This is a genomic window from Coriobacteriaceae bacterium, assembly GCA_025757745.1.
Taxonomy (GTDB): domain Bacteria; phylum Actinomycetota; class Coriobacteriia; order Coriobacteriales; family Coriobacteriaceae; genus Collinsella.
The window spans coordinates 221757-237626 of record CP107217.1; the positions used below are offsets into that span (position 1 = coordinate 221757).

The following is a 15870-nucleotide window of genomic DNA, read 5'->3' on the forward strand; positions in this document are numbered from 1 at the left end:
GGATAAACATGTCAACAGATGCTGGCGGCCGGTCGGGGACCATGCCGACCGCCAGCGCCAAGCGATAACGAACATTGCGAAAGCATAGGGGTAAGGGGAGCTATGATGAGGGAGAAGAAGATGGGGATGCGCACTGTGTTGACGCGTCTGCTGGGCATCGCCACCGTAGCATGCGCGCTTGTGGCGACGCCGGGGGTGGCTGAGGCGGCGACTACGGCGGATATTCCTTCGAATGTGAAGATAGCCCAAACAGAGAGCACCAACCCCTACGTTGCCGACACGGTGACGCTCGAGGCGGGTGAGGATTACGTTGTCGGTGGAGAGATCAAGATCAACCATTACGTCGTAAAGGGCGGTACCGAGCAAGATCCGACGCGCATCTATCTCACCGGGAATGCAAGTGTTGGTCACTGGCCTGGTTCCATTAAGGACAAAAGAGGCAGCGGCTACGACGAGCTCTTTGTGCTTGACGGCGGCTATATCGAGTTCATTGGAACCAACGGGAATGGCAGGACTCCCGTCTATTGCAACGGCAAGAGCTTTTTGTCCGACAATGCCGGCAGAAAAGACGGTTACGGCGATGGTGCCGATAAAAACAGGGTCCCCAACAGCCTGAACCTTAAGGTTTCCGGCATCGAGCTTATAACGGTAGGCTCAGGGGTGTCTAAAAGGCCAATTGCGCTGTACGGCACGATGGTCGATGGCGAAACCGCGACCTTCGACAATGTCAAGGTCAGCAAATGGGATTGCACGCCGAACGGTGCGACTTATGGCAGCAGTCACGCGTACAGCAACATCGCAACAGAATATGAAGCCTCTCCGGCTCCGGTAACGATTCTCAGCTCGGCGAACGGTGCAAAGAGTTTGGACGTCGCGTTTAGCAACTGTGAATTTACGGATAATGAAGATGACTGCGCTGGTGCGCTAAGCGTCGTAGGCCGTGGGTGCAGGCCCAAGGTTGTGCTCAACAACTGCACCTTCAAGAACAATCAACAAGAATCGATCTGGTGCAAAGAACTTAACGTGCAGGATAAAAATGAGCATACCCATGCTGGCAACATTGTTGTCAATAATGCGGACATTACGCTGAACGGTTGCACCATCACATCGACGCAAGAAGCGGCGAACTATACGCAAGATATGGTTATGACGAGCGCAATTGCGGTGGCTAAAAATTCGACATGCACGCTCAACAATACGCAGGTGAGCGACACTTATGCAGAGGGCACGTACTACCATTCCGATGCGAACACGCGTCGAAACACTGTGTATGCCCGCGGAACGGTGACGCTTGCTGGCAATACGACCATTACAACTAACGGCGAGAAGGGCGCCCGAGGCCTTGCGCTTGACACGCCGGGGATTAATTACTACGGCAAACTGAACATTGCCGACACCTTCACGGGTAAGGTCCAGCTGTCGCTCAAGGACGATCAGCTGGGCGCCTATGCAGGCACGCAGTGGAAGCTTGGCACCTGCGGCATCGAAGAGAGCGACCTGCGCGCTCGTGTTACTACGGACGACCCGAGCGTTGGCATCGGAAGGACAGACGACGGATATGTGTACGCCTCGCGCCTGCCGCACGAACATGTGTGGTCGGTGGAAAAGGCTGCCAACAGCTCATATCAGCTGAAGGTCACCTGCTCCGGCAAGATGCGCCCGAGCGATTGCAGCTACAAAAATGGCTATGCCGTCGAGCTGGGTATCGATGGGGCAACGCCGGATAAGGGAAAGCTGGGCGTTACATACAGCGGCGGAGAAGTCACTCCAACGCTGATGATGTCGAATAAGGACGGCTATGCTAGGGACGATATCGTCTCGAAGGGCGACGTCTATATCTCCGGCTCTAGGTATTACAAGCTTACGAAGTGGGGCGACAGCGCGGGCGAGGCGCTGGAGCATGTTCCTACCGATGCGGGGATTTACCGTATCGAGTCTACGGTTAAGGTCAAGGGCCAGGAGGGCGACCTGACGCTTGCTCGCGAGTTCCAAATAAGACCGCTGGAGTTGAGCAAGGTCAGCGGACTCACGTTTGAATTCAATGACGGCGGAACAGACACCACGGTTGATGGTGAGAAAGCCCGTGCGTACCCGTGGACGGGTAAGACGATCAAGCCCAGTTTCTCTGTCAAGATTTATAACTACGGCTCTCAAAGCTGGTCGTACTTTGTCAAGGACAATGACTACGTGATTGACGGCGATTCGACGTATAGCACAGTGAGCGCGATCGATCCCCCCCCAGCTCCAATTCCTACTTCCCGTACTATCAGATCTATATCAAGGGTACGGGTAACTATACGGGTTCGGCATACGCAAACTGGACCATCACAGGTACGCAGTTTGAGAACGTGACGGCAGAGGGATTCGAGGGCGTCTACGACGGACAGCCTCACGGCGTCAACATTTCGGTGTCAAATGCCCCTGCCGACATGACGATCGAGTACAGCTTTGATGAGGGCGACAGCTGGACAACGGAGGCGAAGAGCTATACGGACGTTCAGCGTAACCGTAAGGGCGAGATCTGCTCCGTAACGGTCGATTACCGCATCACCGCGAAAGACTATGTGACAAAGAGCGGGTCGGTTGAAATCAAGATCACGCCGGCCAGGCAGCCTGTTCCGTGGCGTTATATCGCTAGCGAAGGCACGGGTGTCAAGGTCAAGGACCAAAGTGCGCATTTGCTCGAGGATGGGTCGCTCTCCAACTTGAATAAGACCTATGAGTGGAGAAAATACGGGGACACATACTGGGAGTCCATCGGTGCCGGTAAAACTTCGGTCGATGGACTGCCTGCCGGAAAGTATGAGGTGCGCTTCAAAGCGGACAACAACCACTACGCTTCGGGGGCTAACGTCTTCGAAATTGCGGAGGGTCCTTGCGCGTCCGCTGACGGTACTTGGTATAAGACCGAGGGTTCGAATGGCGCTCACTGGCAGGTGTGTCGATGCGGCAAGAAGCTCAACGAAGACACGCATGTCTTCTCTTGGGAGGAAGTTAAGGCTCCCACCACCGAGAAGCCCGGTCTAAAGCGGTATCAATGCTCCACGTGCGGCTATGTCCTGCGCGAGGAGGAGATTCCTCCGGCGTGCATCGGCGGTTATGTCGGCGTGTATGACGGCAACGAGCATGCCGTGAGCGTTGACCTTAAGGATGACGCGACGGCTCAGTTCAGCATCGACGGTGGCGTCACGTGGAAAACGGATGCTCCCACAATCAAAAACGTCGGCAAGACCACTGTCGACTATAAGGTGACCACCTCTGGTGCTTCCGACATCAAGGGTCAGGTGACGCTCGAGGTGACGCCGCTTGCGATCACGGTGGCGCCTGCTGCCGCATCTAAAACGTATGGCGACCCGGATCCCGACTTTACCTATGAAGTGACGGCCGGCTCTCTTATGGAGGGCGATACGCTTTCTGATATTACGTATAAGCGTGATGAGGGCGAGAGTGTTCTGACCGGTTATAAGACGTACAAGGTGACGGCTTCTCAGAAAGAGGGCGCCAACGCTAATTACGACATTACGTTTGAGGCGGGCGAGTTCACCATTACGCGCCGTACTATCGATGTGAAGTGGACGGTTGGACAATACGTTTACAACGGCCAAGAACAGGGCCCTACGGCAGAGATAACCAATCTGGTTAACAACGACGACGTGTCTCTCAAGGTCGTTGACGCCGCAAAGGTAAATGCCGGTATGTATACGGCGAAGGTGACTGGGCTCGTCGGTGAGGATAAGGTTCTCGCTAATTACCGCAAGCCGTCGGGCATCGAGTGCAAGTACGCTATCGCCAAGGCCAAACGAGACAGCGCTCCCAATGTAAAGGCGACGGCGGAGACCGTGAGCGGCAAACACGACGGCACGATTGAAGGTGTCGATACGTCGATGCAGCTGGGTAAGCCTAGCAAGCAGATGATGTTCATCAAGACAAGTGATCTGGCCGATGGCGACAAGCTTGAGAATCTTGCGCCCGGTTCCTATCGCCTGTGCTACGGGGCGACGACGAATTACGAAGCCTCCGAGATCGTTACCGTTACGATTGCCGCTGGCCGCAAGCTCAAGGTAACGCTGCCGGCCGAGCAGACGGGCTACACGCTCACGGCTGACGCGACCGAGCTCGACTGGCATGGCTCTGCCACCCTCACTATCAGCATCGAGGATGGCTACTTTGCCGACTCCCTCACCTATGTCGTCAAGGTCAACGGAGGCGCCGTGACGCCCAACGAACGCGGCGAGTTCACCGTCCAGGACGTCGAGGGCGACGTGAGGGTAACGGTCGAGGGTGTGCACAAGCACGAGGCCGTGAACGATAAGTGGCTCTCCGACGATAACGCGCACTGGCACGAGTGCACCTGCGGCGAGAAGATCGACGAGGCTGCGCACACCTTTGAGTGGGTTGTCGACAAGGCGCCCACGGCAACCGAGGCTGGCTCCAAGCATCAGCAGTGCACGGTCTGTGGACATGCGTTGCCTGCAGTCGAGATTCCGGCTGCCGCTATCGCTGGCTACTCCGACGAGTACGACGGTGCGTATCATACGGTCGATGCGACGAGACTGCCCGAGGGCGCGACGGCCCAGTACAGCACCGACGGCAAGAACTGGTCCTCCGAGGCCCCCAAGATCCGCGACGTTGGCACACTGACTGTTTCCTATAAGGTGACGATCGACGGTACGACCGCCGAGGGCGAGGTCACGCTCGAGGTCAAGCCGTGCCCGATCACGGTTGCGGCCGACGATGCCTCCAAGACCTATGGCGAGGCCGACCCCGTGTTTACGTGGACGATCACATCCGGCGAGCTTGTCGAGGGTGAGAGCCTTCAGGGTATTGAGATCGAGCGCGAAGATGACGACAACGTGCGCGAGGGCGGCTATGCTCTGCAGCTGACGCAGCCCGAGGGTGCAAACCCCAACTACAGCATCACGTTCGTCGATGGCGCGTTCACCATCAACCAGCGTCTGCTCACTGTGACGTGGGGCACCACCGAGTTCACCTATGACGGCAAGGAGCACTGCCCTGTGGCCACGCTCGGCAATGTTATCGGCAATGATGACCTCGGCGCGACCGTCGAGGGCTCTCAGACCGAGGTCGGCACCTCTTATAAGGCGACCCTCACCGCGCTGACGGGCAAGGCAGCGGGCAACTACGCGCTGCCCGCCGATGGCTTGACCTGCGAGTTCTCCATCAAGAAGGCCGCCCAGGACGCGCCGAAGGTCCAGGCCGAGGCCGAGACCGTGAGCGGCAGGCACGACGGCAAGATCGCGGGCGTCAACGCGACGATGGAGTGGCGCGCCAAGGGTGCCGCCGAGTACCAGGCCGTGGGCGAGGGCGTGACCGAGCTCAAGGATCTCGCCGCCGGCGTGTACGAGGTGCGCTACCAGGCCAAGGCCAACTACGATGCCTCCTCTGCTACCGAGATCACCGTGGCTGCCGGCCGCAAGCTGGTCGTGGCGCTGCCGACTAACCAGCAGGGCTACACGCTTGCCGCGACGGCAACCGAGCTCGACTGGCACGGCTCCGCAACGCTTACCGTGAGCATCGACAGCGCGTACTTTGCGGGCAAGGGCTACGCCGTCAAGGTCGATGGTAAGGCCATCGAGCTCTCCGACAAGGGCACCTATGAGCTCAAGGATGTCGAGGGCGACGTGAATGTGACGGTCGAGGGTGTCCTCAAGCACGAGTCCGACGGCACGGGCTGGGCGCACGATGCCAAGAATCATTGGCATGTCTGCCGCTGCGGCGACATCATCGACAAGGCGGAGCACACCTTTGAGTGGGTCGTCGACTGGCCGGCGACGGTCGAGGCCAAGGGTGAGAAGCATCAGGAGTGCACCGTCTGCCACGAGAAGGGCAAGACTGAGGAGATCGCGATTCTGGCGCCCGAGATCACCGACGGCAAGGGTCAGACGATGGTGGTCGAGGCCGCCAAGGACCTGACCTTCCGCTCGAGCGCGCCGCTCGAGTTCTTCCGGAAGGTGCTGGTTGACGGCAAGGAGGTCGCGCGCGAGAACTACGAGCTCACAGAGGGCTCCACGATTGTGACGCTCAAGGCGAGCTTCCTGAATACGCTCGGCGTGGGCGAGCACACGCTGAGCGTGGTCTCGACCACGGGCACGGCCGAGACGACCTTTACGGTCGCCGAGGCTGCCAAGCCCGCTCCTGGCCAGACCACTACGACTACTACGACCACGACTACGACTTCCAAGCCTAAGAAGAAGGCTGGCAAGGAGACGTTGCCTGAGTCCGGCGACAGCACGTATGTCATGGCTGGTGCCGTACTCGCAGTCGGTGTGGCAGCTCTGCTGCTGGCGTGGGCCATGAAGCGCCGCGCTTAACTGCATGCCAGTTCCCAGCGGGTCCGGATCGAGCGATCCGGACCCGCTTCTATGCCCACCGCCTCTTGGGCCAAGGCAAAACGGGCCGCTCGAACCGTGCGGCAGGTCCATTTTCGACTATCCTCAGCTTGCCAGTTCGAAAATGGACCTGCCGCATGATTGAATCTTTATTTCAACTTTACACCTGGCTTTACAGCTGTCTTGTCAGCTGTAAAGCCAGGTGTCATACTAAAGCTCCAAGATTCGCCAAAAGAGAGGGGCCTTGATGGCACAGAGCGCGAACATGGATGCGTCGGAGCTTGCACGCGATATCGCGGCCGGCCTAGCATCGGCAACGACGGCAACGGAGCGCGCGGCACTGGTGCCCACAGAGCTCGTCGAGGCCATTCAGCAACTAAAAACTCAACGTGACGCGGTGATCCTGGCGCACTACTATGTGGCGCCCGAGGTCCAAGCCGTTGCCGATTACGTCGGCGACAGCTTCTACCTGGCAAAGCTCGCCAAGAGCCTGCCGCAGCAGACCATCGTGCTGTGTGGTGTGGAGTTTATGGGCGAGAGCGCCAAGCTGCTCAATCCCACCAAGACCGTGCTGCTGCCCGAGCCGGGCGCGGACTGCCCCATGGCTCACATGGTCAAGCGCGAGACGGTCGACGCGGCGCGCACCGAGTACGGCGACGACCTTGCCGTGGTCTGCTACGTCAACTCGACGGTCGAGATCAAGAGCTGGAGTGACGTGTGCGTTACCAGCTCCAACGCCGTCAAGATCGTCTCCGAGCTGCCGCAGCAACACGTCCTGTTCATCCCCGATCAAAACCTGGGCCGCTTCGTAGCCGAGCAGGTGCCGCAAAAGCACGTCATCCTCAACAATGGCTACTGCCCGCGTCATCACATTATTACCGTCGAGCAGATTGTCGATGCACAGGAGGCGCATCCCGACGCGCTCGTGCTGGCGCACCCCGAGTGCAAGGCCGACGTCCTGGCCGAGGCCGACTACATCGGCTCCACTGCCGGCATCATCAAATATGCCGAGGAGTCGGACGCGAGCGAGTTCATCATCGTGACGGTCCGCGGCGTGCTCTACGAACTTGAGCGCCGCTGCCAGGGCACCGGCAAGAAGTTCTACTTCCCTGCGGTGCAGCCCACCTGTGTCAACATGGATCTCATCACGCTCGAAAAGCTCGTGCACTGCCTGGAGACGGGCGAGGGCGAGGTGCAGATTGGCGTGTCGGACGAGGCCGCCGATCAGGCCAAGCTCACGCTCGACCGCATGCTCGAGTACGCGGCGCGCTAAGCCAATGTGACATGAGGGACCATCCCTTATGCCACATTACAAGGGAGAGGATTCCTGTGGAAACCAAACAATACCCCGATATGGAGTGCGACGTCGTCATTGCCGGTTGCGGCGTGGCAGGCCTGTATGCGGCTCTCAATCTGCCGACGAGCACGCGCGTGATCATGCTCTCCAAGGGCGCGGTCGACGAGTGCGACTCGATGCTCGCGCAGGGCGGCATCTGCGTACTACCCGAGGGTTCTGACTACGATGCCTTCTTTGAGGACACCATGCACGCCGGCCATTACGAGAACCGCCGCGAGAGCGTCGACATCATGATCCGCTCAAGCCGCTCGGTCATCAACGACCTGCTGGCCATGGGCGTGGACTTTGAGCGCAAGGCCGACGGCAGCCTCGACTTTACCCGCGAGGGCGCGCACAGCCGCCCGCGCATTGCCTTCCATGCCGATATTACGGGCAAGGAGATCACAACCAAGCTGCTCCAGGCCGTTCGCAAGCTGGACAACGTGCAGATTTTGGAGCACGTGGCCATGACCGACATCCTGACGGGCGAGCGCGATGGCGCCACGGTGTGCACCGGTGTCGTCGCCGTTTCCGTGGACGAGGGCAACTCAGTTCGTCCCGCCGACGAGCTGGCAAATGCCGCCGAGGGCGTGCATGCTGGCGAGCCGTTTAAGATTCATGCCCGCCACACGCTGTGGGCGACGGGCGGCATCGGCGGCGTATACGACCATTCGACCAACTACCCGCAGCTCACAGGCGATGCCTGCTACATCGCGCAGGAGCACGGCATCACGATGGAGCACCTGGACTACGTGCAGATTCATCCCACGGGACTGTTTTCGCCGCAGCCGGGCCGCACCTTCCTGATCAGCGAGAGCTGCCGCGGCGAGGGCGCGATTCTGCTCAACGCCGCCGGTGAGCGCTTTACCGACGAACTGCAGCCGCGCGACGTTGTCGCCGCCGCTATTCGCGAGCAGATGAAGCAGGACGGCACCGAGCACGAGTGGCTGAGCTTTGCTCCCGTCGAGCGCGACGTGGTGACCGGGCACTTTGCCAATATCCGCGCGCGCTGCCTGGAGGACGGCCGCGACATCTTGGACGAGCCCATTCCCGTCACACCCACGCAGCACTACTTTATGGGCGGCGTATGGGTCGACAAGGACGGCCACACTTCGATGCCCGAACTCTACGCCGCCGGCGAGACGGCCTGCAATGGCGTGCACGGCAAGAACCGCCTGGCTTCTAACAGCCTGCTCGAGTCTCTGGTTTGGGGCCGCCGCGCCGCGTGGTATATGCGCACCGGCGAGTCGCTAGCCGTGGAGCAGGCCGGTGAGCCCGCGCTTGACGGGCGCCACCGCGCCCTGAGCGCCGATGCCCTTGCAATCGATGATTTGGCCCGTGCCGCCGGCACGCAGGCCGTGGAGGAGTAGACCATGAATCCCATTACTATGAAGCTCGTCGTCGATGACCTGATTTTGCAGGCTCTGCGCGAGGACATCACGTTTGAGGACGTGAGTACGGTGAGCGTGTGCCCCACGGCGCGCCCCGCTACCGTTGAGCTCATCGCCAAGGCCGACGGCATTATCGCCGGTCTGGACGTGTTCGCTCGCACCTTTGAGCTGCTGGATTCGCAGAGCTCGGTGCTGTTTGATGCTGCCGACGGTGACGAGGTGCACGCCGGCGACCACGTGGGCCAGGTGCGCGGCGACGCGCGCGTGCTGCTTTCGGGCGAGCGCGTGGCGCTCAACTACCTGCAGCGCATGAGCGGCATCGCAACTTACACGCATCGGATGGCGGCTGCGCTCGAGGGCACCAAGACCGTGCTTGTCGACACGCGCAAGACCACGCCGGGCATGCGTGTCTTCGAGAAGGCCGCGGTCGAGATCGGCGGTGGCAGCAACCACCGCTATAACCTGTCGACGGCTGTCATGCTCAAGGACAACCACATCGACGCCGCCGGTGGCGTGGCGCGCGCGATTGAGATGGCGCGCGCCCATGCGTCGTTTACCACGACGGTCGAGATTGAGTGCGAGAACCTGGATATGGTGCGCGAGGCCGTGGAAGCCGGCGCCGACATCATCATGTTCGACAACATGACCCACGACGACATGGCTGCCGCGATTGAGCTTATCGACGGCCGCGCCAAGACCGAGTGCTCGGGCAACGTGGACGCCAGCAATATCCGCGCGCTCGCCGACCTGGGCGTTGACTTTATTAGCTCGGGGGCGTTGACGCACTCTGCGCCGATTCTCGACCTTTCGCTTAAGCACCTGCGTCTGCTGGACGGTAAATAATGGACGCCCGCGAGCGTCGCCGTGCCATCATGGGCGTGCTCGAGGGAGCCACGGGGCCCGTTTCGGGCAGTGCGCTTGCCCGCGAGGTGGGCGTGAGCCGTCAGGTCGTGGTGCAGGATATTGCCCTGCTGCGTGCCGATGGGCACGATATCGTGGCAACCAACCGTGGTTATGTGCTGCAGGAGGCCCCCAGCAGCCCCGCCGTGCCCACGCGCTTGGTCAAGGTTCGCCACAGCGTGGAGCAGGCAGGCGATGAGCTCACGAGCATCGTCGACGCCGGTGGCGCCGTGCTCAACGTGATCGTCAATCACCGCGTGTACGGTAAGATCACGGCCGACTTGGACATTCGCAATCGTCGCGATGTTGAGCGCTACCTGCACGATATCGAGAGCGGCAAGAGCTTTCCGCTATTAACGGTGACGAGTGGCTATCACTTCCATCGCATTGCGGCAGATGACGAGCAAACCCTCGACGAGATCGAGGCCATGCTCAAAGAGAAAGGCTACTTGGCAGATCTAATGCCCTACGAGGACGATCTCTCTTAGCCGACGCTGCAAACGCTCCTAAGCGGCAATCTGCGGCGGTGCCAAATTAGTTATCCTCACAAACAAAAGGAGGCCTCCGCGGCGATGCGGAGGCCTCCTTTTTGTGCACGGTGTACTTTTGAGTGTGCAAGCGGGGGAGTTGTTACTCCTCGACGATCTCGGTGATCGCGCCAGCGGGGCAAGCGTCCTGGCAAGCGCCACAGGCGACGCAGGAGTCCTCGTCAGCGACGGTGGCGACGTCCTGGAGCTCCAGAACGCCAGCGGGGCAGGTGTCGACGCAAACGCCACAAGCGATGCACTCGTCGGCATCAATTACGGGATGAGCCATGGTAGTTTCCTCTCTGTTGACCGACGCTACAGACGATGCGCGCCGGTTTGATTCGGGCAAAAACATACCACGGGAGCGACCGTTTGCAATACCCTCTGGCCGGCATCTTCATACCGTTCGCCGAGTATGCCAAGGTTTACTAAAAAACGTGCAGGTGGGGCCGTTGAGCTGCGCAAATGTTAGCTAAAGGTGACTTGAAATATTGAGCGATTGAGCGCGCTTTTGGAAAGCGTGTCCCGGAATCGACGCTCGAAACGGGTCGCGCTTTCCCCCGGGGTCGCCTCAAGCCACCCCATGCGGCCTCGGGCCCAAACCTCAGCCATCTCTACATAGATCTCGATAGATTTGCCGAGAACTCAATCAGTGCGTCTACCTGCGCATTTGTGAACCTAAACTCTCAGCAATAAGAAATCTTATATGAATTGACTTAGATTTTGTATATTCCGGCCCATAAGGGGATACACTACATCCTGAAAGACAAGCCGAAACACCGCGCGGCAGACCGCCGAGTCGGTGCAAACGCACAAGAGAGAGGGAATTTCTAATGGGCAAGATTCTTGGTATCGACCTTGGTACTACTAACTCCGCAATGGCCGTTCTCGAGGGCGGTTCTCCGACCATTATCGTGAACGCCGAGGGCGACCGCACCACCCCGTCCGTCGTGGGCTTCCGTGCCGACGGCGACCGCGTCGTGGGTAAGGCCGCTAAGAACCAGGCTGTCACCAACCCCAAGAACACCGTGTTCTCCATCAAGCGCTTCATGGGCCGCAAGTACTCCGAGTGCACCTCCGAGATCAAGACCGTGCCGTATGAGGTCAAGGAGGGCCAGGGTGGCCGTGCTGTCGTCGACATCGAGGGCAAGGACTACACCGCCGAGCAGGTGAGCGCCATGACGCTCGCAAAGATGAAGGCCGACGCCGAGAAGTATCTGGGCGAGACCGTCACCGACGCCGTCATCACCGTCCCGGCCTACTTCAACGACGCCCAGCGTCAGGCCACCAAGGACGCCGGTAAGATCGCCGGCCTCAACGTCAAGCGTATCGTGAACGAGCCGACCGCTGCTGCTTTGGCCTATGGCCTGGATAAGCAGGGCACCGACCAGCGCATCCTGGTCTTCGACCTGGGCGGCGGTACCTTCGATGTCTCCATCCTCGACCTCGCCGACGGCGTGTTTGAGGTTCTGTCCACCTCGGGCGACAACCACCTGGGCGGCGACGACTGGGATCAGCGCGTCATCGACTGGATGGCCGATAAGTTCCAGCAGGAGAACGGTGTCGACCTGCGTCAGGACCCCATGGCCCTGCAGCGTCTGAAGGAGGCCGCCGAGAACGCCAAGAAGGAGCTCTCCGCCGCCCAGCAGACCACCATCAACCTGCCGTTCATTACCATGAACCAGTCCGGCCCGCTGCACCTCAACTACACGCTGACCCGCGCCGAGTTCGAGAAGATCACCCGCGACCTGCTCGAGCGTTGCAAGCAGCCTGTCACCAACGCCCTGCGCGACGCCAAGCTCAAGCTCTCCGATCTGACCGAGGTCATCCTCGTCGGCGGCTCCACCCGTATGCCCGCCGTCCAGGAGCTCGTCAAGACCATGACCGGCAAGCAGCCCAACATGTCCGTGAACCCCGACGAGGTCGTTGCCGACGGCGCTGCCGTCCAGGGCGGCGTGCTCACCGGCGACGTCGAGGGCATCCTGCTGCTCGACGTTACCCCGCTGTCGCTGGGCGTCGAGACCATGGGCGGCATCATGACCAAGATGATCGACCGCAACACCACGATCCCGACCTCCAAGACCGAGGTCTACTCCACCGCTGCCGACAACCAGACCAGCGTCGAGATCAACGTGCTCCAGGGAGAGCGCGAGCTTGCCCGCGACAACAAGTCGCTCGGTAAGTTCCAGCTGACCGGTATCCCGGCTGCCCGCCGCGGCGTGCCGCAGATCGAGGTCACCTTCGACATCGACGCCAACGGCATCGTCAAGGTCTCCGCTAAGGACAAGGGCACCGGCAAGGAGCAGCAGATTACCATTTCCGGCTCCACCGCTCTGTCCGACGACGAAGTCGATCGTATGGTCAAGGACGCCGAGGCTCATGCCGAGGAGGACAAGAAGCAGAAGGAAGAGGTCGAGGTCCGCAACCAGACCGACAGCCTGTGCTACTCCACCGAGCAGACCCTCAACGAGCTGGGCGACAAGGTTTCCGCTGACGTGAAGTCCAAGGCCGAGGCCGCTATCGCCGACGCCAAGAAGGCGCTCGAGGGCTCTGACGTCGAGGCCATCAAGGCCGCCGGCGAGTCCCTGCAGTCCGTGGCCTACGAGCTGGCCCAGGTTGTCTACGCCGACGCTCAGCAGCAGACCGACGGTGCCGCCGGTGCCCAGCCTGCCGACGATGACGTTGTCGACGCCGACTACGAGGTTGTGGACGACGAGGACAAGTAATCATGTCCGCCCGTAAAGCTCGCACGGAGGCGGCTGCCGCTGGCGCCGCCCCCGTTGACTCTGAGGAGAAGGACGTGAAGATTCCCGTAGAGGCCGCAGACGATACCGAGGCCAACGAGGCCCCGGCCGCCGAGGCTGCCGAGAACCAGGTAGAGGATTCCAACAAGGAGGCGACGATGACCGAGGACGAGATGGTGGAAGCCGCTATCCGCGCCGGTGAGGAAGCCGCCGACAACGACTTTAAGCTCAAGTTCGAGCAGGCCCAAAAGGAGCTTGCCGACGTGCGCAATGAGCTCGATGCTGCGGCAGAGGCCCAGAAGGCCGCCGAGGACAAGGCGAAGGACGCTACCGAGCGAACCGCTCGTCTGCAGGCCGACTGGGAGAACTTCCGTCGCCGCACCGCCAACGAGCGCATCGCCGAGCGCGAGCGCGCGACCGAGAAGCTTGTCACCGCGCTGTTGCCGGTGATCGACGATATCGAGCGCGCGATCGACCATGCCCGCAGCCAGGAGCTTTCCGACGACTTTAAGCAGTTCGTCGATGGCGTTGACGCGGTACATGCCAAGCTGCTCGACGTGTTTGCGCACGAGGGCGTTGAGCCCATCGACCCCAAGGGCGAGGCGTTCGATCCGCTCGAGCACCAGGCTGTGGGTCGCGTCGAGGACGCATCGCAGTATGACGAGACCGTCAACGATGTGTACCAGAAGGGCTACCGCATGGCGGATCGTATCCTGCGCTCCGCGATGGTGACGGTGACCTACGGTGGCGAGAAGCGCCCCGCACCGGAGCCCGAAGCGGCGCCCGAGGATGCTACGGCCGATACGGCCGAGAGCACCGAGGAGTAATTGAGAAGGGCCCCGGGGCAACACCCGGGGCCCTTTCTGGCCTAGTGCCATATGACAGTATGAGCCGCCGTCCGCAGGGGCGGCGGATATAACAGGAGAGGAGCTACGATGGCTGCAGGCAAAACCTTCTATGACATCCTGGGCGTATCCAAGAGCGCCTCCGACAAAGAGATTAAGAGTGCGTTTCGCAAGCTCGCGCAAAAATATCACCCCGATGCCGGCGGCGACGAGGCCAAGTTTAAGGAGATCAGCGAGGCCTACGAGACGCTTTCGGACGAGAAGAAGCGCAAAGAGTACGACCAGATGCTCATGTTTGGCGGCATGCCGGGCGCGGGCGGCGCGTATGGCGGCGGCTACGGTGCCGGCGCGGGCGCCAGCGGCTGGGGCGATATCTTCGACAGCATCTTTAGCGGCAACGGTGCTTGGGGCAGCGATTGGGGCTCGGGCTTTGCCGGGGCTGCGGGCGCTGCCGGTGCCGGCGCGGGCCGCAGCCGTGCTCGCAAGGGCGGCGACCTGTCGCTGACCGTCGATGTTTCGGCCGAGGACGCGTTCCGCGGCGTGACGCACAAGGTCACCTATCGCATTCCCTCGACAGGCGAGCAGCAGACCATTACGGTCTCGGTGCCTGCGGGCGCGGTCGACGGCGGCAAGCTGCGCTACAAGCGTCGCGGCGAGTATGGCGTTGCGGGTGGCGAGCGCGGCGACCTGGTCGTGACCACGCACGTGGAGGAGCACCCGCTGTTTAAGCGCAAGGGCGCCGACGTGACCATGGAGGTACCGGTCTCGGTCTACGAGGCGGCGCTCGGCTGTACGGTGGACGTGCCGACGCCCGGCGGTGCGACGGTTCGTCTGAAGGTGCCCGCGGGTACCCAGACAGGCAAGAAGTTCCGCTTTAAGGAGATGGGCGCGCCCGACGTTAAGCACCGTGGCCGTACGGGCGCGCTGCTCGTCGAGATCAAGGTACAGGTCCCCACGAACCTGTCCGACGACGAGCGCGATGCCATGACCAAGCTGCGCGAGGCCGACACGCGCGACTACCGCGAGAAGGTCAACCGTTACAAGGCGACGTACTAGGGCGGTCGTGGCACACGCCCACGCCCGCGGGCTTATGATGGACGATAACGAGACGGAAAGGGGTCAGGTAGCATGGCCGAGGACAATAGGAACAAACCGCTGTACATGATCAGCGTGGCGGCCGAGCTGACCGGCATGCATCCGCAGACTCTGCGCGTCTACGAGTCCAAGGGCCTGGTGAATCCCCAGCGCTCGGGCGGCAACACGCGTCTGTATTCGCGTGCCGATATCGAGCGCCTGGAGCTCATTAACCAGCTGACCGACGAGGGCATCAACCTTGCCGGCGTGGTGCGTATTCTCGATATGAAGGAGCGTGCCGAGGAGCGTGAGCGCGAAAACGAGAAGCTCCGCGCCCGCGTGCGCCAGCTCGAGGACGAGCTGCACGAGTACAAGATGCAGAAGAAGATTACCGCCCTGGCCCCGCGCGACGGCTCAGTCAACCCCGAACAGGTCATGCGCAAGCTGCTGGGCGCCGGCGGGGATCTGTAGGTTACGCCGTTCTGCCGAACGGCGTAACGGCTCGACGCTGCGCCTTTGGTTCCGCCGTTCTAACGAACGGCGGACCGGTCGACGCTGCAAGCCCGCCAGAGCGGCAATCTGCCTTTCAACTTCGGCGGCATGATCAGAAGATCAATGCCGCCTTGTTTCAAGGCACCTTGCTCGCTCTGGTGGGCTTTCGCTGTCCGCGCCAAAACATCGGCGTTGTTATGGGTAGTCATTG

At 61.0% G+C, this 15870-nt stretch carries 12 protein-coding genes; 10 read left to right on the top strand and 2 right to left on the bottom strand.

Annotated features, from left to right (window positions below; genetic code table 11):
* The first annotated feature begins 105 nt into the window (after window positions 1–105).
* From OGM60_00880 to OGM60_00905, 6 genes are all read left to right on the top strand, one after another.
* Window positions 106–2352, top strand: a complete 2247-nt coding sequence (locus OGM60_00880; protein ID UYI99376.1) for a hypothetical protein — start codon at window positions 106–108, stop codon at window positions 2350–2352.
* Entirely contained in the window at window positions 2349–6332 is a 3984-nt protein-coding gene (locus tag OGM60_00885) for a hypothetical protein (GenBank protein UYI99377.1), read from the top strand. Before OGM60_00880 ends, OGM60_00885 begins: the two co-directional genes overlap by 4 nt.
* A 265-nt stretch (window positions 6333–6597) precedes the next feature.
* Window positions 6598–7623, top strand: coding sequence for a quinolinate synthase NadA (gene nadA / locus OGM60_00890; GenBank protein UYI99378.1), 1026 nt, complete (start codon window positions 6598–6600; stop codon window positions 7621–7623).
* Between the two features lie 56 nt (window positions 7624–7679).
* Window positions 7680–9056: an FAD-binding protein gene (locus tag OGM60_00895; protein ID UYI99379.1), complete on the top strand. Its 1377-nt coding sequence runs from the start codon at window positions 7680–7682 to the stop codon at window positions 9054–9056.
* Window positions 9057–9059: 3 nt separating this feature from the next.
* Window positions 9060–9920 (top strand): carboxylating nicotinate-nucleotide diphosphorylase, encoded by an 861-nt coding sequence (nadC, locus tag OGM60_00900; protein UYI99380.1) that lies wholly within the window; start codon window positions 9060–9062, stop codon window positions 9918–9920.
* A complete protein-coding gene (locus OGM60_00905) occupies window positions 9920–10465 on the top strand; it encodes a transcription repressor NadR (protein UYI99381.1) in 546 nt (181 codons plus the stop codon). Before nadC ends, OGM60_00905 begins: the two co-directional genes overlap by 1 nt.
* Before the next feature lie 142 nt (window positions 10466–10607).
* Here the strand turns inward: OGM60_00905 and OGM60_00910 are convergent, their stop codons facing one another.
* On the bottom strand, window positions 10608–10793 hold the full coding sequence (locus tag OGM60_00910; GenBank protein UYI99382.1) for a 4Fe-4S binding protein: 186 nt from the start codon (window positions 10791–10793) through the stop codon (window positions 10608–10610).
* A gap of 544 nt (window positions 10794–11337) precedes the next feature.
* On the opposite strand from OGM60_00910, the gene dnaK reads away from it, so the two are divergent.
* The 4 genes from dnaK to OGM60_00930 all read left to right on the top strand — a co-directional run bounded on the left by dnaK (window position 11338) and on the right by OGM60_00930 (window position 15638).
* Window positions 11338–13230, top strand: coding sequence for a molecular chaperone DnaK (gene dnaK / locus OGM60_00915; GenBank protein UYI99383.1), 1893 nt, complete (start codon window positions 11338–11340; stop codon window positions 13228–13230).
* A gap of 2 nt (window positions 13231–13232) precedes the next feature.
* Window positions 13233–14075 carry a nucleotide exchange factor GrpE gene (locus tag OGM60_00920; GenBank protein UYI99384.1) on the top strand — a complete coding sequence of 281 codons (843 nt, stop codon included), beginning with the start codon at window positions 13233–13235 and terminating at the stop codon, window positions 14073–14075.
* 108 nt (window positions 14076–14183) lie between these two features.
* Window positions 14184–15149, top strand: coding sequence for a DnaJ domain-containing protein (locus OGM60_00925; GenBank protein ID UYI99385.1), 966 nt, complete (start codon window positions 14184–14186; stop codon window positions 15147–15149).
* A gap of 72 nt (window positions 15150–15221) precedes the next feature.
* Window positions 15222–15638, top strand: coding sequence for a helix-turn-helix transcriptional regulator (locus tag OGM60_00930; GenBank protein ID UYI99386.1), 417 nt, complete (start codon window positions 15222–15224; stop codon window positions 15636–15638).
* Window positions 15639–15697: 59 nt separating this feature from the next.
* On the opposite strand, the gene OGM60_00935 is transcribed toward OGM60_00930, so the two are convergent.
* Window positions 15698–15868: a hypothetical protein gene (locus tag OGM60_00935; protein UYI99387.1), complete on the bottom strand. Its 171-nt coding sequence runs from the start codon at window positions 15866–15868 to the stop codon at window positions 15698–15700.
* Window positions 15869–15870: the final 2 nt, after the last annotated feature.